Source organism: Kitasatospora sp. NPDC094016 (genome assembly GCF_040304045.1).
Lineage (GTDB): Bacteria > Actinomycetota > Actinomycetes > Streptomycetales > Streptomycetaceae > Kitasatospora.
In genome coordinates this window covers 18564-37910 of the sequence record NZ_JBEOUK010000014.1, presented here as the reverse complement: position 1 = coordinate 37910, position 19347 = coordinate 18564, and the positions used below count along the sequence as shown (strand labels likewise).

15 protein-coding genes are annotated in these 19347 nt (G+C 74.8%); 9 read left to right on the top strand and 6 right to left on the bottom strand.

Annotated features, from left to right (window positions below; all coding sequences use genetic code 11):
• Positions 1 to 147: 147 nt before the first annotated feature.
• The 5 genes from ABT015_RS15730 (at position 148) to ABT015_RS15710 (ending at position 6488) form a co-directional block, all read left to right on the top strand.
• Entirely contained in the window at positions 148 to 1350 is a 1203-nt protein-coding gene (locus ABT015_RS15730) for a sensor histidine kinase (RefSeq protein WP_350879593.1), read from the top strand.
• Entirely contained in the window at positions 1347 to 1997 is a 651-nt protein-coding gene (locus tag ABT015_RS15725) for a response regulator (protein WP_350879592.1), read from the top strand. The genes ABT015_RS15730 and ABT015_RS15725 overlap by 4 nt, the downstream gene beginning before the upstream one ends.
• Positions 1998 to 2221: 224 nt before the next feature.
• Positions 2222 to 3091, top strand: coding sequence for a 3-hydroxyacyl-CoA dehydrogenase family protein (locus tag ABT015_RS15720; protein ID WP_350879591.1), 870 nt, complete (start codon positions 2222 to 2224; stop codon positions 3089 to 3091).
• 389 nt (positions 3092 to 3480) lie between these two features.
• Positions 3481 to 3801, top strand: a complete 321-nt coding sequence (locus ABT015_RS15715; RefSeq protein ID WP_350879590.1) for an STAS domain-containing protein — start codon at positions 3481 to 3483, stop codon at positions 3799 to 3801.
• Between the two features lie 296 nt (positions 3802 to 4097).
• The gene (locus ABT015_RS15710) at positions 4098 to 6488 is read left to right on the top strand and encodes an ATP-binding protein (RefSeq protein ID WP_350879589.1); all 2391 of its coding nucleotides are present in this window, start codon (positions 4098 to 4100) and stop codon (positions 6486 to 6488) included.
• 4 nt (positions 6489 to 6492) lie between these two features.
• On the opposite strand, the gene nucS is transcribed toward ABT015_RS15710, so the two are convergent.
• On the bottom strand, positions 6493 to 7152 hold the full coding sequence (nucS, locus tag ABT015_RS15705; RefSeq protein ID WP_280676005.1) for an endonuclease NucS: 660 nt from the start codon (positions 7150 to 7152) through the stop codon (positions 6493 to 6495).
• Positions 7153 to 7632: 480 nt separating this feature from the next.
• Between nucS and ABT015_RS15700 the strand changes: the two genes are divergently transcribed.
• Complete coding sequence (locus ABT015_RS15700; protein WP_063347790.1) at positions 7633 to 8025, top strand: SCO5389 family protein; 393 nt, start codon at positions 7633 to 7635, stop codon at positions 8023 to 8025.
• Between the two features lie 120 nt (positions 8026 to 8145).
• On the opposite strand, the gene ABT015_RS15695 is transcribed toward ABT015_RS15700, so the two are convergent.
• Positions 8146 to 9318, bottom strand: coding sequence for an LLM class flavin-dependent oxidoreductase (locus tag ABT015_RS15695; RefSeq protein WP_350879711.1), 1173 nt, complete (start codon positions 9316 to 9318; stop codon positions 8146 to 8148).
• 391 nt (positions 9319 to 9709) lie between these two features.
• Between ABT015_RS15695 and ABT015_RS15690 the strand changes: the two genes are divergently transcribed.
• Entirely contained in the window at positions 9710 to 10033 is a 324-nt protein-coding gene (locus ABT015_RS15690; protein ID WP_350879588.1) for an Rv1322 family protein, read from the top strand.
• A 17-nt stretch (positions 10034 to 10050) separates the two neighbouring features.
• Here ABT015_RS15690 and ABT015_RS15685 read toward each other — a convergent pair whose 3' ends face one another.
• Both ABT015_RS15685 and ABT015_RS15680 read right to left on the bottom strand, forming a co-directional pair.
• Complete coding sequence (locus ABT015_RS15685; RefSeq protein WP_350879587.1) at positions 10051 to 10818, bottom strand: ABC transporter permease subunit; 768 nt, start codon at positions 10816 to 10818, stop codon at positions 10051 to 10053.
• A 1-nt stretch (position 10819) separates the two neighbouring features.
• Entirely contained in the window at positions 10820 to 11824 is a 1005-nt protein-coding gene (locus tag ABT015_RS15680) for an ABC transporter ATP-binding protein (RefSeq protein ID WP_350879586.1), read from the bottom strand.
• Positions 11825 to 12078: 254 nt separating this feature from the next.
• Here ABT015_RS15680 and ABT015_RS15675 point away from each other — a divergent pair, with 254 nt between their 5' ends.
• Both ABT015_RS15675 and ABT015_RS15670 read left to right on the top strand, forming a co-directional pair.
• Positions 12079 to 12876 (top strand): alpha/beta fold hydrolase, encoded by a 798-nt coding sequence (locus ABT015_RS15675; RefSeq protein ID WP_350879585.1) that lies wholly within the window; start codon positions 12079 to 12081, stop codon positions 12874 to 12876.
• Positions 12873 to 13184: a hypothetical protein gene (locus tag ABT015_RS15670; protein WP_350879584.1), complete on the top strand. Its 312-nt coding sequence runs from the start codon at positions 12873 to 12875 to the stop codon at positions 13182 to 13184. The genes ABT015_RS15675 and ABT015_RS15670 overlap by 4 nt, the downstream gene beginning before the upstream one ends.
• Before the next feature lie 141 nt (positions 13185 to 13325).
• On the opposite strand, the gene ABT015_RS15665 is transcribed toward ABT015_RS15670, so the two are convergent.
• Positions 13326 to 14255, bottom strand: coding sequence for a coiled-coil domain-containing protein (locus tag ABT015_RS15665; RefSeq protein WP_350879583.1), 930 nt, complete (start codon positions 14253 to 14255; stop codon positions 13326 to 13328).
• Between the two features lie 107 nt (positions 14256 to 14362).
• Positions 14363 to 19234 carry a polarized growth protein Scy-related protein gene (locus ABT015_RS15660; RefSeq protein WP_350879582.1) on the bottom strand — a complete coding sequence of 1624 codons (4872 nt, stop codon included), beginning with the start codon at positions 19232 to 19234 and terminating at the stop codon, positions 14363 to 14365.
• Positions 19235 to 19347 lie beyond the last annotated feature (113 nt).

Genomic DNA, 19347 nt, shown 5'->3' with positions numbered 1-19347 from the left:
CGGGCGGTCGGCGGTTGCCTCCAGCCTGGCGCGCGGGCGTGGCCGCGTCGTCGTCGCCGGGTGCCGTCCCGGCCTGCACCTTTCGATGTACGGCGGCTCCTCCGGGGACCGGAGTCGGCCGGCGCCCGGGGGTGGTGAGATGGAGGTGTGCTGAGACCGACCCTCACCCCGCGCCAGGAGGACCGGGGGATCGCCCTGCTCGGTCTGCTCGGCGGGGCGCTGCTGATCGCGCTCCGGGTCTACGACAACTCCGCGCGGATCTCGCGCTGGGCCGTGTTGCCGGCGCTGCTGGTGCTGGCGGTGCTGGAGCTGTTCCGCCGGACCAGGCCGGTGCTCACCACGACGCTGGGCGGGCTCGCCTTCGGGTACGGCATCTTCACCGGCGCCCTGCTGGCGACCAGCCTGATGTACACCGACCTGCTCTACGCGGCGGTGCTCTACGGCACCCCGAGGATGTCCCGGATCCTGCACCTGACCGGCACGGGCTCGGTGCTGGTGCTGTCCACCCTGGTGCTGATCTACAGCGACGCCTCGAACGCGGTGGCGGTGGTGGTGCTCACCGTGCTGATCTACCTGGCGCCGGTCTGGACCGGGGACGTGGTCCGCAAGCACCGCGACCGGGCGGTGAGCGAGCGGCTGCGGGCCGAACAGACCGCGCTGCTCTCGGAGATGGACCGGCGTGAGGCCGTCGTCGCCGAACGCGCGAGGATGGCAAGGGAGTTGCACGACGTGGTGGCCAACCACCTGTCGGCGATCGCGATCCACGCGACCGGCGCGCAGTCCGTCGCCCGGCGCCGTCGGCTGGCCGGGGACGACCCGCTGGTGGAGGTGCTGGCGGTGATCCGGGAGAGCAGCGTCCAGGGTTTGGCCGAAATGCGTCGCATGATCGGACTGTTGCGCGACAGCGGCGGGGGAGAGGCGGACGAGTCGTACGCGGCGCCCGACCTGGCCGCCGTGGACGCCCTGCTGGCCAAGGCCCGGGCGGCCGGCCAGGACGTCGGGCTGGACTTCGAACTCGCCGAGCGGGGCGAGCGCGGGGAGGTCCCGGTGCCGGTCCGGCTGGCCGCGTACCGGATCGTCCAGGAGTCGCTGACCAACGCGCTCAAGCACGCCGGGCCCGGACTGGTCAGCGTGCGGCTGGAGTTCGGCCCCGAGGAACTGCGGATCGCCGTCGACAGCCCGTACCGGCACGGACCGGGCCGCGAACTGCCCGGCGCCCGGGCCGGGCTGGTCGGTATGGCGGAGCGGGCCGGGCTGCTCGGCGGCAGCTTCGAGGCGGGGCCGCGGAACGACTACTGGAGCGTGCGCGCGGTACTGCCGCGCGGGCGGGAGAGCGGGGCAGGGGCATGACGATCCGGGTGCTGGTGGCCGAGGACCAGGCGGCGGTACGGGCGGCGCTGGTGATGATCCTGCGGGCCGAGCCGGACATCGAGGTGGTCGGGCAGGCCGCCGACGGCGAGGAGGCCGTCCGGCTGGCGCTGGAGCTGCGGCCCGACGTGGTGCTGATGGACGTGCAGATGCCCCGGCTGGACGGCGTCTCGGCGACCAGGCAGGTGGTCGCCGCCGGCGCCGGCCAGGTGCTCGTGCTGACCACCTTCGACCTGGACGAGTACGTCTACGGCGCGCTGCGGGCCGGCGCGGCCGGGTTCCTGCTCAAGGACCTGGAGGCGGACACCCTGGTCGAGGGCGTCCGGACGGTGGCGCGCGGGGACGGCATGCTGGCGCCCTCGGTGACCAGGCGGCTGATCGGCGCCTTCGCCCGGCCGGACCGGGCGGTCGGGCCGGAAGCCAGGGAGGCGGTGGCCGGACTGACCCCGCGTGAGCGGGAGGTGCTGGCCTGCATCGGGGCCGGGCTGTCCAACGGGGAGATCGCGGCCCGGCTGGAGATGGCGGAGGCGACCACCAAGACGCACGTCAGCCGGATCCTGGCGAAGCTGCGGCTGCGCAACCGGGTGCAGGCGGCGATCCTGGCGCAGGACCTCGGGCTGACCGTCTGACGGTCCGGTCGGATGGGCCGATCGGCCGGTCTGATCGGCTGGTCACGGCGGGTCTGGGTCGCCCGACCAGGTCGGGCGCAGATCACACTCCCGATTGACACCACGGGGCCGGATTGGGCATTAGAGTCCCGGCAACGAGCGACGCGGCTCTCCGGCGGTGACCCCTGCCCTGAGCCGCCTTCAGGGCCCGCCCCAGGGCGGCGACGGCATCGGGAGACCCAGCCATGAGCAATGCGTCCAGCAAGCAGATCGCCGTGATCGGTGCCGGCCTGATGGGCGCCGGCATCGCCCAGGTGTCCGCGCAGGCCGGCCACCCGGTGGTGCTGCGGGACGTCACCGAGGAGGCTCTGCAGCGCGGTCTCGCGGGCATCCGCGCCTCCTACGCGAAGTTCGTCGCCAAGGGCCGGCTGAGCGCCGAGGACGCCGAGGCCGCGCTGGGCCGGATCACCACCACCACCGACCTGGGCGCCGTCGCCGAGGCCGACATCGTGGTCGAGGCCGTGTTCGAGCAGTTCGAGGTCAAGGAGGGCGTCTTCCGGGAGCTCGACAAGCTCGCCAAGGACGGCGCGGTGCTGGCCTCCAACACCTCCGCCATCCCGATCACCCGGATCGCCGCCGCCACCCGCCGCCCCGAGTCGGTCGTCGGCGTGCACTTCTTCTCGCCGGTGCCGCTGATGAAGCTGGTCGAGCTGGTCCGCGGCTACAAGACCAGCGACGAGACCCTGGCCGCCGCCCGCGCCTTCGCCGAGGGCGTCGGCAAGGACGTCGTGGTGGTCAACCGGGACGTGGCCGGCTTCGTCACCACCCGCCTGATCACCGCGCTGGTCGTCGAGGCCGCCAAGCTGTACGAGTCGGGCGTCGCCACCGCCGAGGACATCGACACCGCCTGCCGCCTCGGCTTCGGCCACCCGATGGGCCCGCTGGAGACCGCCGACCTGACCGGCGTGGACATCCTGCTGCACGCCGCCCGCAACATCTACGACGAGACCCAGGACGAGAAGTTCGCCGCCCCGGAGATCATGGCGCGCATGGTCACCGCCGGCGATCTCGGCCGCAAGAGCGGCCGCGGCTTCTACCCGTACGAGGGCAAGTGAGCCCCCGCCGGAACGGGTGAACGACGACGCCCGGCGACCGGGCGGGCCGTGCGGCCGAACACCGTACGGCCCGCCCGGCCGGGGGCGGGTGAGTTTCCTCACGCCAGGTGCCGCAGACGGGTGATTTGGGCGGTAATCGAGCGTAGGTGTGGAGACTGACTGCGTATATTCCCTCGGACGAGTGAAGTTGCTTCAGATCTGGCCGGAACCAGCAACCTGCGCTGCTGGTTCGCCGTCAGAAGAGGGAGACCCGGCCCAGCACGACGAGGCTGCGACCGGACCCGGGTGAGGGGCCACGGCCCGCCCGGATGGACACCCCCACCCCCCGGACCCGGCACGGCCGGGTCGGACCACCCCCGTACCGGACCGGTCAGGCGAAGGAGGAGAGCATGCGCATCACCGGCGACCACAGGGCGCTGGCCATCGAAGGCCGCCTCGACGTGCGCACCGCCGCCGATGCGCGCGCCCAGCTGCACCAGGCCGTGGACGGCGGCCTCGGCGACCTCGTGCTCGACCTCGCCCGGCTGGAGTTCTGGGACGCCACCGGCCTCGGCGTGATCATGGGCACCCACCGCCGGGCCGGCCGGATCGGCCGCCGGCTGGTGCTGCGCTCCGTCCCGGCCCAGCTCCAGCGGCTGCTGGTGGCCACCAAGCTGCACCGCATCCTGGCCGTGGACGGCGTCACCGAGGCCCAGGGGATCGCCCTCTAGGGCCTGTCCGGTCCTGCCTTCGTTCGTCCGCTGCCTTCGTTCGTTCCCCGCCCGCTCCCCGCCCCCTCCCCGACCGGTCCTCGTCCGGCTCCGACCGGGCTCCGAGCTGGCTCTGATCGGCCGTCGCCCGGCCCCCGACCGGGCCGCCCCTGCGCGGGCGGGCCCGGATGTGCAAGAGTCTGCCCGTCAGATGACGGCCGCCTCAGCCAGCTGCCCCCAGCCCGCGCGCGGCCGCGACCGAGACGTCAGCCGGCCGGCGCGGGACGCCGGCGGCCGAGCAGGATGCGGAGCAGAACGTGGCACAGCCAACCGGGGAGTTCCGGCAGGAGGCCGCCCGCACCCGAGGCGGCGAACTCGTCTCCGGCGCCCTGCTGGTCGGCGTCGGCGCCCCGGACGGCTCCGAGGTCAGGCCCTGCCCCGAGGAGTGGCGGCCCCGCCCGCGCCGGATCGAGCGCAGCGAGCCCGCCCGGGGCCCGGTCGGCGGCGTCGGCCGCGCGGTCGGCCCGCTCGCCCTCGGCGCCGGGCCCGCCGACCTGCCGCTGCTCGACCGCGAGGCCGACGTCGCCGAACTCCTCGGCCTGCTCGCCGAGGGCCGCTCGATACGCCTGGTCGGCCAGGCCGGCTCGGGTCGCAGCGCGCTGCTGTCGGCCGTCGCCGAGGCCGCCGCCGACCTCGCCCCCGGCGGCGTCGTCCAGCTCTGCGGGCACCGCCGCACCGCCGCCGACCTGCTCCAGGACCTCTTCGCGGCCACTCACCACGCCCCCGGCTACCGGCCCGACCCGGGCCAGCTGGCCGTGCACCTCGCCGAGGTCGGCGCGATCGTGGTCGTCGACGGCGCGGAGCAGTCCGGAGCCGAACTGGAGGACCTGCTCGCCCTCGCCCCCGGCTGCGCCTTCCTGATCTCCGCCGCCCCCGGGAGCCCGGCGCCGTCGCCCGGCTCCCGCTTGCAGGACCACCTGGTCGCCGGGCTCTCCCGCTCCGCCTGCCTCGCCCTCGCCGCCCGCCAGGCCGGGCGGCCGCTGGACGTCGAGGAGAAGGCCTGGGCGGTCGACCTCTGGTTCGAGTCCGAGGGACTGCCGCTGCGCTTCGTCCAGGCCGCCGCGCTGCTGCGCCAGCGGGACGTCGCGGTGGACGCGCTGGTCGCCGCCGAGGAGGACCGGATGGGGGTCTTCGGCGCGGTCGAGGAGCCCGTCCACGACCCCGACCCGGCCGTCCGCGAGAACGCGCTGCGCCGCACCGTCCCGCTGCCGTCCGTCGCCGAGACCGCCTCACCCGCCGTCCGGCTCGCGGAGGGGCTGAGCGAGCCCGCCCAGGCCGTCCTGAGGCTCGCCGTCGCGCTCGGCGGCGAGTGCCCCACCGCGCCGCACCTGCCCGCGCTGATCGACGTCGGCCAGGGCGAGAGCGCCCTCGCCGAACTCGCCGACGCCGGGCTGGCGGTGTCCATCGGCGGGCACCACCGGCTGACCGCCGGGGTGCTGGACCTGCTCGCCCCGCACTGGCCGGCCCGCGGCTGCCTGGACGGCGCCGCCCAGCACTTCGCCTGGTGGGTCGGGCACAGCTCGGTGTCGCTGGAACAGGTCGCGGCCGAGGCGGAGGTGGTGGTCGGCGTGCTGGTCGCGGACCGGGCGGCCGGTCGGCACGACGCCGTCGTGCGCCTGGCCAGGGCCGCCGCGCCCGCGCTGGCACTGGCGCTGCGCTGGGGCGCCTGGGAGCGGGTCCTGCAGCTGGGGCTGGAGGCGGCCCGCCGGACGGGCTCCGGCACCGACCAGGCCTGGTTCCACCACGAGGCGGGCGTGCACGCGTTCTGCGTCCGGGAGCCGTCCCGGGCGATGGCCGAGCTGGAGACGGCGCTCACCCTGCGGTCCGCCGCCGGCGAGCAGCGCGGCGTCGCGGCGGCCGGCCGGATGCTGGACCTGCTGCGCGCCGACGGGCGGCAGCTGCCGCCCGCGGCGTCCCCCGGGCCGGCGCCGGTGCGGCGGCCCGTCATCCGCGCGATAGCCAAGGTGCCGTCCAGCCTGCGCTCCGGGACGAGGCGCCGGGTGATCGCCGCGTCGGCGGCCGTCCTCGCGCTCGGGGCGCTCGGGACGGCGGTGGCGATGAGCGCCACCGGTCCGGAGCAGCACCCGGGCAACGACCCGCACACCCGGCTCGACGACCCCGACGGCGGGCAGGGCGGGCCGCTCCCGTCGCCGCACGTCGGTGTCCCGACCGCCGGCGCCGGTGCCACCGGTACGGGGGCGCCAGGGGCGGGGGCGCCGGGGACGGACGCGGGGGGCGGTCCGGCGGCGGGCGGGACCAGCCCGGAGCCGCCGGCGAGCGGCGGCGCGTCGCACTCGCCGAGCGCGTCGAAGAAGCCGAGCCGCGGGGCGAGCGAGAGCGCGGGGACCACCGAGCAGTCGCAGCAGCCGCAGCCGCCCGCACCGGGACAGTCGCAGCCGCCGGCCCAGCAGTCCGGCCCGCCGCCGGGCGGCAACGGCGGCGGCAGTGGTGGTGGCACCGGCGGCAGCGGTGGCGGCGGCAACTCCGGGGGCACTCAGCCCGGCGGAGGCACCAGCACGCCGCCCCCGTCGAAGCCGTCGACCACGCCGCCCTCGGCGACCGCGACCACACCGCCGCCCGCCACGACGGGCCCCACGAGCGGGACGTCCAGCCCCCCGCCGACGACGCCCTCGCCGTCCGCGAGCTGACCGGTCAGAACAGCTTGAGCTTGTCGTCGTCGATGCCGCGCAGCTCGTCGTAGTCCAGCACCACGCAGCCGATGCCCCGGTCGGTGGCCAGCACGCGGGCCTGGGGCTTGATCTCCTGGGCGGCGAAGATGCCCTTGACCGGGGCCAACAGCGGGTCCCGGTTGAGGAGTTCGAGGTAGCGGGTGAGCTGCTCGACGCCGTCGATCTCACCGCGGCGCTTGATCTCGACGGCCACCGTGGCACCGTCCGAGTCGCGGCAGAGGATGTCGACCGGGCCGATCGCGGTGGGGTACTCGCGGCGGATCAGGGACCAGCCGGCGCCGAGCACCTCCATCCGGTCCGCGAGCAGCTCCTGGAGATGCGCCTCGACGCCGTCCTTGATCAGGCCCGGGTCCACCCCGAGTTCGTGGGAGGAGTCGTGCAGCACCTCCTCCAGCGTGATGATGAGCTTCTCGCCGGCCTTGTTCTCCACCGTCCAGACCCCGTCCGCCTCCTTGAGCGCGCACGGCGGGGACATCCAGTTGAGCGGCTTGTAGGCGCGGTCGTCGGCGTGGATGCTGACGCTGCCGTCGGCCTTGACCAGGATGAGCCTGGTGGCGGAGGGCAGATGGGCGGAGAGCCGACCGGCATAGTCGACTGAGCAGCGGGCAATTACGAGACGCACGGTCGACCACGCTAGCCCACCGGGGCCAGTTGATGCGATTCCACGACGACCGGGTGAAGAAACCGGGAACCCCGCGAACATGGAGGTTCGGCAATTCCGCTCACCGCCCGTCGCGGTCTGGCGCCCACCCCCTGGGGTCGCTACCGTACGTGACGGCACGCGTGCGGGATCGCTGTCAACGGGGACGGAGACTTCAGATGAACGATCCGACGGGATCCGGCCAATGTGGTGCACCGCCGCGTATTTCCGAAGCAATCCACAGGAATGACCGGCCCGTCCCGCCGTTGACTGCCACGCTGTTCCGAGCGCGGTCGGTGTCCGGGACGTCACGTCCCGTGGTGCCGCCGCCTTCGCAGGGTGTCAAAAACGCCCGTTCCACGGCGTTCCGGACACCCCGCGCGATCCGCCCACCCTCACTGTGAGCTTGGACTACGCACGACCACCCGGGCGCCGCGCGGGTGGACCGCGAGAGGAGAATCCATGTCGCTCGACGTCTCACCGGCCCTGCTGGAAAAGGCCGAGCGGGGCGAGGTCGACGAGCGGGAATTCGTCGACTGCGTCCGCGTCTCGCTGCCGTACGCCTGGGACCTGATCAGCTCGCTGGTCGCCCAGGCGAAGGTCGACGGTACCGACTTCGCCGACAACCAGGTACCGCCGCCCAGCGAGCAGGCCCGCGGCCAGCTCCTGCGGGCCCTTGCCAGCGACGCCATCCGGGGGGCCCTGCAGCGGCACTTCGGGGTGCGGCTGGCCTTCCAGAACTGTCACCGGGTGGCGGTCTTCCTGCCGTCGGACGCCAACGAGGCACGGCACGCACGCTTCACCTCGGTCCGGGAGCAGTTGCTCAACCAGTCCGAGGAACTGCGGGACTGCTGACCCGGCAGCACCGCCGATGCCGGGTCGCAGTGGCCCGGAAGGTCGTCGGGCCGCCCCCGTCCCCCGGTGCGAGGGGAGGGGCGGCGGCCCGGACCGGGCCCGGCCGCTCCGCTCCCGGGCTCACCCCAGCTGCGGCAGCACCTCGGAGCCGAGCCGGGCGATGTTGTGCAGGGTCGCCTCGTGGTCGCCGCTGCCCTCCGCGAGCAGCGCGAAGCGGCGGATTCCGGTCCGCTCGGCGGTGGCCAGCAGCCGGTCGGCGCACTGCCGCGGCGTGCCCACCGCGTGCAGGTCGCAGAGGAGTTCGGTGTACTCGCGCGGGTCGCGCATCGTGCGCTCCCGGCCGTCCACGGTGCGGTGGGCGCCGAGCCCGTACTCGAACCAGCCCGGCATGGCGTTCAGCAGGGTGGCGCGGGCCGCCGAGGTGCGGTCGTCGACCTGGGCCACCCCGGCCGCGACGTGCTGGCGGTTCACCCGGCGCAGCTGCTCCTCGCCGCGCCCGGCGGCCAGCCAGGCGCTGCGGTACAGCGCCAGCATGCGCAGCTTGTCGTCGTCGCCGGAGTGCATGCCGAGCAGCATCGGCAGGCCGCGTTCGGCGGCCAGTCGCACCCCGTTCGGCGAGGTGCACGCGACCACCATCGGCGGGCCGGCCACCGGCCGCCCGGACGGGTCGAGTTCCTCACCGACGCCCCCACCGACGCCCTCTCCGAGGCCCTCGACGTCCTGGCGCTGACGCGGGAAGCGCACCGGGCCGGACGGCTCGCCGAGACCGAGCCAGCTGCCCAGTCCGGACCGGCGCACCGGTTCGGTGGCGCGCGGCACCACCGCCACCTCGGGGAAGGTGAACTGCGGGCCGTCCGCGCCGACCCGGGAGCCGCGCAGCCAGCGGAGCAGCAGGTCCAGCCGCTCCGGGAAGCCGTTCTCGAAGGCGTCCACGCCGCCGCCGAACACGTCCAGGTCGATCCAGGGACCGCCGCGGCCCACCCCGAGCGTGAAGCGCCCGTCCGAGGTGAGGTGCAGCAGCGCGGCCTGCTCGCCGAGCGCCACCGGGTGGGCGGTGGAGAGCACGCTGACCGCCGTGCCGACGCCGATCCGGCGGGTACGGCCGAGCAGCAGCGCGGCCAGCGTGGCGGCGTTGGGGCAGACCCCGTACGGGACGAAGTGGTGCTCGGCCAGCCAGACGCTGTCCAGGCCCGCGCGTTCGGCCTCGACGGCGGCCCGGACGGTGCGGTCCAGCGCCTCGCGGTGGCTCTGCCCGGGGAACTGCGCGGACAGCAGGAACGCGCCGACCCGCACCGGTGCGGTGTCCGGCGGGAGCGCGCCCGCCCGCTGCGGCACGGGCAGCGGCTCGCCCGCCGCGGCCGTGACCGGGGCGGGCGAGGTCAGCACCGGCCCGGTGGTGGGCGGCCGGACTCCGACGGGTCGACGGGTCTCGGCGCGGGCGCTGGTCTTGGTCATGGTGGGGCCTCCTCGGGTGCGCGCAGGGTCTGCGGGCCCCGCCTGTTCCCCTTGTGGGTATCCGATGTCATGTGCCAATGGCACGCGGAAGCCCGGATTTCGTCGAAGATCGGGTGGATCTCGGCAAAAACGCGGGAGCGTCGGACGATGCCGTGATAGTGGCCTGTCGGAGGGGCGGCCGGCCGTAGGCTGGAACGGACCCGAAACCCCGGAAGAGAGGTAGTCCGACGTGTCGCCGCGCCGCAACCGGATCAAGAGCGCCGAGCCGGGCGGGAGCGCCGAGCAGGCCTCCCCGCTCGGCGGATCGCTGCGCCGCACCGAGAGCCACCAGGGCGACGACTGGGTGGTCCAGACGGTCGCCGGGACGGCCGGGCGGCACTACCGGTGCCCGGGCTGCGACCAGGAGATCCCGCCCGGGATGGGTCACGTGGTGGCCTGGCCGATGCACGGCGCGGGCGTGGACGACCGGCGGCACTGGCACCGCGCCTGCTGGGGCGCGCGGGAGCGCCGGGCCTCCAACGTCCTGCGGGGCCGCGGCGCTCCGCGGTACTGAGCACTCCCCAGGCGTCCCTAGGCGTCCCGGTTCTTGAGCACCAGCGCACCGCCGAGCAGGGCGGCGAGCGTCCAGGCCAGGCAGATCACGAAGCCCTCCCACGGCCCGTACGGTTGGCCGTGCTGCTCGTACACCAGCAGCATCCGCGAGCCCGCGTAGTCCGGGAAGTAGTGGGCCAGGGTCCTGACCTTCGGCACCGCCGAGAGGATCGGCGAGAGCAGGAAGAAGAACGGGACCAGTACGCCCAGCGCCAGCGTCTGGCTGTGCAGCATCGTGGTGACGCCGGCCGAGAACAGGCAGAGCATCGTCAGGTACAGCGCGGCGCCGAACACCGCGCGCAGCACGTGCGGTTGGTCGAGGCTGGTGGAGTGCGAGCCGAGCAGCGCCTGGCCGGTGAAGAAGGTGACGAAGGCCGTCACCACCGAGACCGCCAGGGCCATCGCGCCGAGCACCACCGCCTTGCCGGTGAGCAGGGTGCCGCGCTGCGGGACGGCGGCCAGGGTGACCCGGATCATGCCGGTGCTGTACTCGTTGCCGATGGCCAGCACGCCGAACACGATGATGGCGAGCTCGCCGAGCATGATGCCGGAGAAGGCCGTGCCGGTGGCGTCGAAGACGACCTGGTCGCCCCGCCGGAACTCGCCGAAGTTGTTGTTGGTGAGCAGGGACAGCAGCGCGCCGATGCCGACGGTGACGACGAAGGTCAGCGCGAGCGTCCAGATCGTCGAGCGGACGCTGCGGATCTTCGTCCACTCGGAGCGCAGGATCGCCGGGAAGGACGTCATCTCAGTTCTCCTCCTGCCGGGCCGCCGCGGTCCGCGGGGCGCCGTCCGCCTTCCATTCGGCGCCCCAGACGCCGGGTGCGCCGGCCGCGTCCCGGCCCGGGCCGTCGCCCGCGTGGTACTCCACCGAGTCGGCCGTCATCTGCATGAACGCCTCCTCCAACGAGGCCTGCTGCGGGCTGAGTTCGTGCAGGACGACGTCGTGGGCCGCGGCCAGGTCGCCGAGCCGGGCGAGATCGCCGTCGACCACCTCGTAGGAGCCGCCGGGCCCGGGTTCGGGCCGGAGCCCGGCCCCGGACAGGGCGTCGAGCAGGCGCTCGGGGTGCGGGGTGCGCAGCCGGACGGCGGAGCGGGAGTTGCGCCGGATGAACTCCGGCATCGGCAGGTCGGCGAGCAGCCGGCCCTTGCCGATGACCACCAGGTGGTCGGCGGTGACGGCCATCTCGCTCATCAGGTGGGAGGAGACGAAGACGGTCCGGCCCTCGGTGGCGAGCCGCTTCATCAGGTTGCGGATCCAGAGGATGCCCTCCGGGTCCAGTCCGTTGACCGGCTCGTCGAACATGACGATCTCCGGGTCGCCGAGCAGGGCGGAGGCGATGCCCAGGCGCTGGCCCATGCCGAGCGAGAAGCCGCGGGCCCGCTTGCGGGCGACCGGGGTGAGGCCCACCAGGCTGAGCACCTCGTCCACCCGGCGGGTCGGGATGCGGTTGCTCTGGGCGAGCCAGAGCAGGTGGTCGCGGGCGGTGCGGCCGGGGTGGACGGCCTTGGCCTCCAGCAGCGCGCCGATGTACTTGAGCGGTTCGCTGAGCTGCCCGTAGCGCTTGCCGTCGATGGTGACCCGGCCGCTGGTGGGGCGGTCGAGGTCGAGGATCATGCGCATGGTGGTGGACTTGCCCGCGCCGTTGGGGCCGAGGAATCCGGTCACCACGCCCTGGGGGACCTGGAAGCTGAGCCGGTCCACCGCGAGGGTCCCGCCGTAACGTTTCGTCAGGTCGTGCAACTCGATCATTCGCGCTCCCTTACTTTTGGTCAGGTTAGGGCCTGTCTCGTGGTTTGCGCCGGATCGGACTGCGGCGTCCGGGTGCGTGCATCGCAAGGCGGAGGAGGGAGCCACTGCGGAGCATTGGCGACTGACGACAACGCGGCGAGGTGCGTGCCAGGGCGCCGTGGGCCCGGCGGAAACCACGAGACAGGCCCCGGGACAAAGCGGATATCGCGGCCCGCTGAGTGGGCCCGCCGGGCGTGCCGGAATACGGTGGGCCCATGACCCAGCCCCCCTCCGCAGTGTCCGTCCGCGAGAGCGGCACCGGAACACCCCTCGTGCTGTTGCACGCCTTTCCGTTGAACGCCTCGATGTGGTCCGCCCAACTGGACGCGCTGCCCGGCCTGACCGGCGACGAGGCCCGGGTGCTCGCCCCGGACCAGCGCGGCTTCGGCGGCACCGAGCTGGGGGCCGACGAACCCTCGCTGGACCTGGTCGCCGACGACCTCGCCCTGCTGCTGGACGCGGCCGGGATCGAGCGCGCGGTGGTCGGCGGGCTCTCCATGGGCGGCTACGTGGCGCTGGCCTTCGCCCGCCGCCACCCGGACCGGCTGGCCGGACTGCTGCTGGCCGGCACCCGCGCCACCGCCGACACCGACGCCGTCCGGGCCAACCGGGAGCGGATCGCGGCCGCCGTCACCGCCCGGGGCAGCGTCCAACTGCTGCTCGACGAGGAGGTCGCCGCCGGGCAGCTGGGGCCGGACTCGCCGCACCTGGTGGAGCGGGTGCGGTCGCTGGTCGCCGCCGCGTCGCCGGCCGCCGTCGCCTGGGCCCAGCGGGCCATGGCGGCCCGGCCGGACGCGCTGGACGTGCTGGCCGGGCTGCGGGTGCCCACCGCCGTCGTCGTGGGCGCACAGGACGGCCTGGTGGCACCGGAGGAGGCCGAACAGATGCTCCGGGCCCGTCCGGACGCCGAACTGACCGTCATCCCCGGGGCGGGCCATCTGAGCGCCCTGGAGGCACCGGAGGCGTTCAACGCCGCCGTCCGCGACCTGCTGGCCCGGGTGGCGGCCGGATGAGGGAGGAATCGACCGGCTGGGACTTCTCGGCGTTGGAGGTGACCGGCCGGATGCCCGTGACCAACCGCGGCGAGGGTCTGGTCGAACTGACCCTGGAACCGCTCGGCGAGGACTACTGGCTGCGCCCCGGCGAGACCTTCATCGTCACCTCGTACGGGGACCACGGCTCCGGCCACCCGTTCGAGGTGCAGTACTGGCCGGACTCGGTGTCGGTCTGGTGCACCTCGTGGTTCGGCACCGTCTCCGACGACGAGGGCAACCAGCTCAGCAGCGGGCACCAGCGGCCCGACGGGGCCTACCCCAGGTGACGCCCGCTCACCCAGGTCACCCGAGATGATGACGGTGGAAAGAAGGCAGGCCCTCACCCGGGTGGGTGAGGGCCTGTCCGCTGTTCCGGACGTGCCGTCCGTTCCGCACGTACCGCCGGGCACCGGCGCCCGGCGGCGGCGTCAGCGCGACTGCTGGGCGGGCACGCCCATGGTGTCGTCGCCCGGCAGCGAGGCGGCGGCCACGGCCGCGCCGGTCAGCGTCGCCAGCATCTCGCGGACGTTGGTCAGCTGGGCGTTGATGCTGTCGCGGCGGTTGGTGAGCGCCGCCAGCTCGCGCTCGGACTCGCTGCGGATCCGGTCGGCCTTGGCGTTGGCGTCCGCCACGATGTCCTCGGACTGGCGCTGCGCCGTCTCGACGGTCTGGCGGGCGCGGCGCTCGGCGTCGGTGCGCAGCTTCTCGGCCTCCAGGCGCAGCTGCTCGGCCCGGTGCTCGATCTCGGCCAGGCGCTTCTCGGCCTTGGCCTGACGGGCGGCCAGGTCGCGCTCGGACTGCTCGCGGCGCTTGGCCAGGTTGGTCTCGAACTCCAGCGCGGCCTGGGCGGCCTTGGTGCGGGTCTCCTCGAAGAGGGCGTCCGCCTCCTCGCGCTTGTTCTGGGCGTCCTTGTTGGCCTCGGCGCGCAGCTGGGCGCTGTCGCTCTTGGCCTTGTCGACGATCCGCAGACCCTCGTCCTCCGCCTTGGCCTTGCGGTCCTTGGCGTAGTTCTCGGCCTCGGTGCGGACCTGCTGGGCAGCGGCCTCGGCGAGCTCGCGGTGCTGCTCGGAGGCGCGGTGCGCCTCGTCGCGCAGGTCCTTGGCCTCCTCCTCGGCCAGTCGCAGGATCTTCTCGACCCGGGCGCCGAGACCGGCGTACGAGGGCTCGGTCTCGGTGACCGCCGCCTGCGCGGTCTGGGTCTCCAGGTGGAGTTCCTCGATGCGCTTCTCGAGCGCGCTGATCCGGGTCAGGGCACTGTCACGGTCGGCCACCAGCTTGGTGATCCGCTCGTCGACCTGGGCGCGCTCGTACCCACGGCGCACCAGGTCGAAGCCGTGAGGGGAGTGACTGTCGCTCATGGGGTTCTGGGCTTCCTGTCGTCAAACCGTTGAGGTGGTTGAGGGAATCCTGACACGGTACCGGAGTGTCGACGGCGAGATGCCGTCGTCCCGCGGACAATGTCCGCTCAATCGGGTGGTGCGTTCTTGGAACGATTGCCGCCCGACCGGGGGGAACCAATTCCGGCACCCGCCTTGGCACCCCCGTCCTTCTTGGTGCTGCTTCCCCCGTTGGTCTGGGCGACCGGTGCCGGTGCCTCGAACGCCTCCAGTGCGGACAGCACGTCCTGCACCCTGGAGATCTCGGTGTTGATGTCCTTGCGCCGCCGCACCAGCTCGTCCAGCTCGCGCCGGCCCTCGTCGGTGACCCGCTTCGCCTCGGCCTGTGCCTCGGCGAGCAGCCGTTCGGCCTCCGCCTTGGCCAGTTCGACCTGCTCGTCCGCGCCGCGGTCGGCGTCCCGCAGCCGCTTCTCGGCCTCGGTGGCGGCGTTCTCCAGCCGCTCCTCGGACTCGGCCTCGGCCGACTGGAGCTTGGCCTCGGCCTTGACGATCAGCGCCTCGGCGCGGCTGGTGGAGTCGGCGAGCTTGGTCTCCGCCTCCTTCAGCAGCCCCTCGGCCTTGCGGACGGCCGAGATCCGGACCTTGCTGGCCTCCGCGGACGCCTCCGAGGTGAGCTCGCCCGCGCGGTCCTCGGCGGCCGCGACCAGCGCCGCCGCCCGGTCCTCGGCCTCGGCGACGGTGGCCACCGCCTGCTCCTCGGCCTCGGTCAGCTGCTCCTGAGCGGCCGTCACCAGGGCGTCGACCCGCTCGCCGGCCGACTTCATGGCCGCCGCGTTCTCCTTGCGGGCGCGCTCGTGCAGCGCCTCCACCTCGGCGTCGGTGCGCTCGCGCAACTCCTCGGCGCGCTCGCGGATCGCGGTGGAGTCCCGGCGGGCCTCGGCGAGCAGCGTGTCGGCGTCGGACCGGCCCTTTTCCACCTCGGCCTGACCGGCCGCCTCGCCGGCGGCGACCAGCCGGTCGGCCTCCTTGCGGGCGGCGGCGACCATCGCGTCCGCCTGCTCCTCGGCGGCGGCGGTGGTGGCCAGTGCGGTGGTCTGGGCGTCCTCGCCGAGCGACTCGGCGTCCGCGAAGGCCTTCTCCAGGACGGAGTTGGCCTGCTCGCGGGTGGCCTTGTCGAACTGCTCGGCGGCCTCCCGGGTCTCCGCGTCGTACGCGTCGGCGCGGCTGTGGGCGGCGGCGTCGTACTCGTCGGCGAGGGTGCGGGTGGCGAGCGCGTACTCCTCGGCCTCGGCGCGCAGGGCGGCGGCCAGCTCCTCGGCGTCGGCGACCAGGCCGGCCGAGCGCTCGTCGGCGGCGGCCATCGTCCGGACGGCCTGGGCCTCGGCGTCCGCGCGCAGCTGCCCGGCGCTCTCCCGGGCCGCGTGCAGAACGGCGTCGGCCTCCGCCCGCAGGTGCTCGTCGTAGGCCTGGGCCTCGGCGCGCTGACGGCCCAACTCGGCCTCGTGGGCCTCGCGTTCGGCGGCCAGCTCGCGGTCGGTCAGCTCGCGCAGGGCGGTGGTCTCGGCGTCGGTGCGGGCGCGCAGTTCGGCGGTCTCGTGGTCGGCGAGGGCCCGCTGCTCGGTGGTCTCGGCGTCGGCGAGTTCGCGCAGGGCGGTGGTCTCGGCGTCGGCGAGGGCCCGCTGCTCGGCGGTCTCGCGCTCGGCCAGCTCGCGCAGTTCGGCGGCGGCCTGCTCGGCCCGGTCGCGGACCTCGGCGGCCTTCCGCTCGGCGGCGGCCTTCCGCTCGGCGATCTGCTCGGCGGCGGCCTCGTGCATGCCGGCCACCGACTGGCGGACCTCGGCGGCCTCCTCCTCGGCGGCCTCGACCAGGGCGGCGCCCTCGACGCCGGCGGCGGCGACCAGTTCCTCGCCGTCGACCCGGGCCTGCTCCAGGACGGCGGTGGCCTCGGCCCGGATGCCGTCGGCGGTGGCGCGGGCCTCGGACAGCTCGCGGCCGGCCTCGGCGCGGACCGTCTCGGCCTGCTCGGCGGCGAACGCCAGCTCGGCGGCGGCCTTCTCCCGGACGGCCTTGGCGTCCCGGGCCGCCTCGGCCTGGCGCTGCTCGGCGGCGCTCCGGGCGCCCTCCACCAGTTCCTCGGCCTCGGCACGCTGGGCCGCGACGTGCTGTTCGGTCGCCTCGCGCAGTTCGGCGGTCTCCCGCTCGGCCAGCTCGCGCTGTTCGGCGGTCTCGCGTTCGGCGAGGGCGCGCAGTTCGGTGACGTGCTGTTCGGTCGCCTCGCGCTGTTCGGTGGTCTCGGCGGTGGTGCGTTCGGTGAGTTCGGTGGCGGCCTGTTCGGCCTTGGCCCGGACGTCGGCGGCGTACGCCTCGGCGGCGGTGCGCTGTTCGGCGCTCTCGCGGTCGGCGAGCTCGCGCAGTTCGGCGGTCTCCCGCTCGGCGAGGGCGCGCTGTTCGGCGGTGTCGCGTTCGGCGAGGGCGCGCAGCTCGGTGACGTGCTGTTCGGTCGCCTCGCGCTGTTCGGTGGTCTCGGCGGTGGTGCGTTCGGTGAGTTCGGTGGCGGCCTGTTCGGCCTTGGCCCGGACGTCGGCGGCGTACGCCTCGGCGGCGGTGCGCTGTTCGGTGGTCTCACGGTCGGCGAGCTCGCGCAGTTCGGCGCTCTCCCGCTCGGCCAGCTCGCGCAGTTCGGCGCTCTCGCGTTCGGCGAGGGCCCGTAGCTCGGTCGCGGTCTGCTCGGCCTGCTCGTGGGCGGCCTGGGCGGCGGCCAGCTGCTCGGCGGTCTCCTCGCGCTCGCGGTGCAGCCCGGCGGCGGCCTCCTCGTGCTCGCGCCGGCTCTCCTCCCGCAGCGCGTTCGCGGCGGCCTCGGCCTCGCCCCGGGTACGGGCCGCCTCGGCGTCGGCCTCGGTGCGGACGCGCTCGGCGTCGGCCACCGCGGCGTCCCGGACGGCGCTCGCCTCGGCCTGCGCGTCGGCGCTGAGGGCGGTCGCGGCGGCGGTCGCCTCGGCCCGGACCCGCTGGTCGAACTCGGTCGCGTCCCGGCGGAGTTCGGCGGTCTCGCGCTCGGCGGCGGCGCGGTTCTCGGCGGCCGCGGCCTTGGCGGCGGCGAGGGCGTCCTGGCCCTGCTGCTCGGCGGCGGTGGTGGTCTTCTCGGCCTCGGTGCGGGCCCGGGCGAGGGTCTGCTCGGCCCGGCCCTGGGTCTCGGCGGCCTGTTCCTGGGCCTGCGCGCGCAGCCGCTCGATCTCCCCGGCGGCGCCCGCGCGCAGCTCGTCGGCGTCGGTCTTGGCCCTGGTGAGCAGTTCCTCGGCGTTCTTCGCCGACTCCTCGATCTGCACGACGGCCTGGCGGCGGGCCTCGCCGCGCACCCGGTCGGCCTCGGCGGCGGCCTGGGCGCGCAGCTCCTCGGCCTCGGCCCGCAGCCGGGCCGCCTCGTCCTGCATCTGCTCGATCCGCTCGCGGATCGCGGCGGCGTCGTCGAGGGCGGCGTTCTGGGCCTGCTCGACGGCGGCCTGGGCCTGCTCGCGCAGGCGCTGCGCCTCGGCGGCGGCCTCGGTGCGGATCCGCTCGGCCTCGGTGGCGGCCTCGGTGCGGGCGGTCTCGGCGTCCTGGTCGGCCTGGCCGAGCACCTCCTCGGCGGTCTTGGCAGCCTTGGCGAGGTGGACGGTGGCGTCCTTGGCGCCGGCTGCCCGGCCCTCCTCCTCGGCCGCGTGGCGCAGCCGCTGGGCCTCGGCCTCGGCGTGGGCGCGGAGTTCGGCGACGTCCCGGTCGGCCTGGGCGCGCAGTTCGGCGATCGCGGCCTCGGCCTCGGCGCGCAGCTCGCCGGCCACCGATTCGGCGGTGGCCCGCAGCCGTTCGCTCTCCTCGGCGGCGGCGGCCTTGGCGGCCTCCGCCTCGGCCTGCTTGGTGGCGGCCTCGGCGCGGATCGCCTCGGCCTCCTTGGTGGCGTGGGCGACCATCCGGGCGACCTCGGCACGGGCGGTCTGCGAGCGCTGCTCGTTGGCGGCCTCGCCGTCCGCGGCCTTGCGTTCGGCGGCGGCCTCGGCGTCGGCCTGGAGCTGTTCGGCGGCCTGTTCGGCCTGGGCCCGCAGCTCGGCGGACTCGCGGCGGGTGCGTTCGGCCTCGGCGATCGCCTCGGCACGCAGCCGCTCTATCTCGGCCTGGGCGTGGGCGAGCTGCTGCTCGGCCCGGATCTGCTCGGCGGAGGCCTGCTCCTTGAGCCGGCCGATCTCGCGCTTCGCGACGGCGAGCTGCTGCTCGGCGGCGGCGTGCGCGGCGGCCAGCTGCTGCTGGGCCTCGCCGCGGGCGGCGTCCACGTCGGCGGCGGCCTGGGCGCCGGCCTGCTGGGCGTGCTCGGAGGCGGCGCGCAGCAGGCGCTCGGCGTCGCTCTGGGCCCGCTGGATGGCGGCCTCGGCGGCGGCCTGGGCCTCGCCGCGGGCGGCGTCGACGTCGGCGGCGGTCTGGGCGCGGGCCTGGTCGGAGAGCGCGACGGCCTCCGCGCGGGCGGCGGCGACCATGCGTTCGGCCTCGGCGCGGGCGTCCTGGAGCAGGCGCTGGGCCTCCTGCTCGGAGCCGGTCCTGGTCTGCTCGGCCCAGCCGTTGACGTGCTGCTCGGCGGTGCGGCGCAGCTCGGTGAGCTCGTCCTCCAGCTGGCGGCGGCGGGCGGTGAGCTCGGCCTCCAGTCGGGCGGTGCGCTCGGCGGCCTCGGCCATGATCCGCTGGGTGGCGGCCTGGGAGTCGCGCAGCTGGCGTTCGGCGTCGGCGCGCAGCTGCTGGGCCTGCATCTCGGCAGTGCGGAGCATCTGCTCGGCCTGGCCGGAGACGGCGTCGAAGGCGCGCGGCTGGGCGAGCATGCGGCGGGACTCGTGCAGCTTGGCCCGGAGCACCTCCACCTGGTAGGCGAGGTCCTCGGCATGCTCGACTGCCTTGTCCCGCTCCTTTCGAGTCCGACCCATCTCGGCCTCGAACTGGGAGAGGTGATCGTCAACCTCGTAGCGGTCGTTGCCCCGCACTCCGCGGTCCCATCCATCTCCTGGTCGCGTCCTCGACCCGGCCGGTCCAGGGCACCCGTTGTCCGGGTACTGGTCCGACTGGCTCCTTGCATCCGCAGCCGGTGGACGGCCCG

What these genes read in the sequence shown, in the direction of transcription:
- ABT015_RS15680 (WP_350879586.1), bottom strand. Translation starts at nt 11,824, where the DNA reads ATGATCGAGTTGCACGACCTGACGAAACGTTACGGCGGGACCCTCGCG.
- ABT015_RS15675 (WP_350879585.1), top strand. Translation starts at nt 12,079, where the DNA reads ATGACCCAGCCCCCCTCCGCAGTGTCCGTCCGCGAGAGCGGCACCGGA.
- ABT015_RS15725 (WP_350879592.1), top strand. Translation starts at nt 1,347, where the DNA reads ATGACGATCCGGGTGCTGGTGGCCGAGGACCAGGCGGCGGTACGGGCG.
- ABT015_RS15670 (WP_350879584.1), top strand. Translation starts at nt 12,873, where the DNA reads ATGAGGGAGGAATCGACCGGCTGGGACTTCTCGGCGTTGGAGGTGACC.
- ABT015_RS15665 (WP_350879583.1), bottom strand. Translation starts at nt 14,255, where the DNA reads ATGAGCGACAGTCACTCCCCTCACGGCTTCGACCTGGTGCGCCGTGGG.
- ABT015_RS15700 (WP_063347790.1), top strand. Translation starts at nt 7,633, where the DNA reads ATGTCGCTCGACGTCTCACCGGCCCTGCTGGAAAAGGCCGAGCGGGGC.
- ABT015_RS15715 (WP_350879590.1), top strand. Translation starts at nt 3,481, where the DNA reads ATGCGCATCACCGGCGACCACAGGGCGCTGGCCATCGAAGGCCGCCTC.
- ABT015_RS15685 (WP_350879587.1), bottom strand. Translation starts at nt 10,818, where the DNA reads ATGACGTCCTTCCCGGCGATCCTGCGCTCCGAGTGGACGAAGATCCGC.
- ABT015_RS15720 (WP_350879591.1), top strand. Translation starts at nt 2,222, where the DNA reads ATGAGCAATGCGTCCAGCAAGCAGATCGCCGTGATCGGTGCCGGCCTG.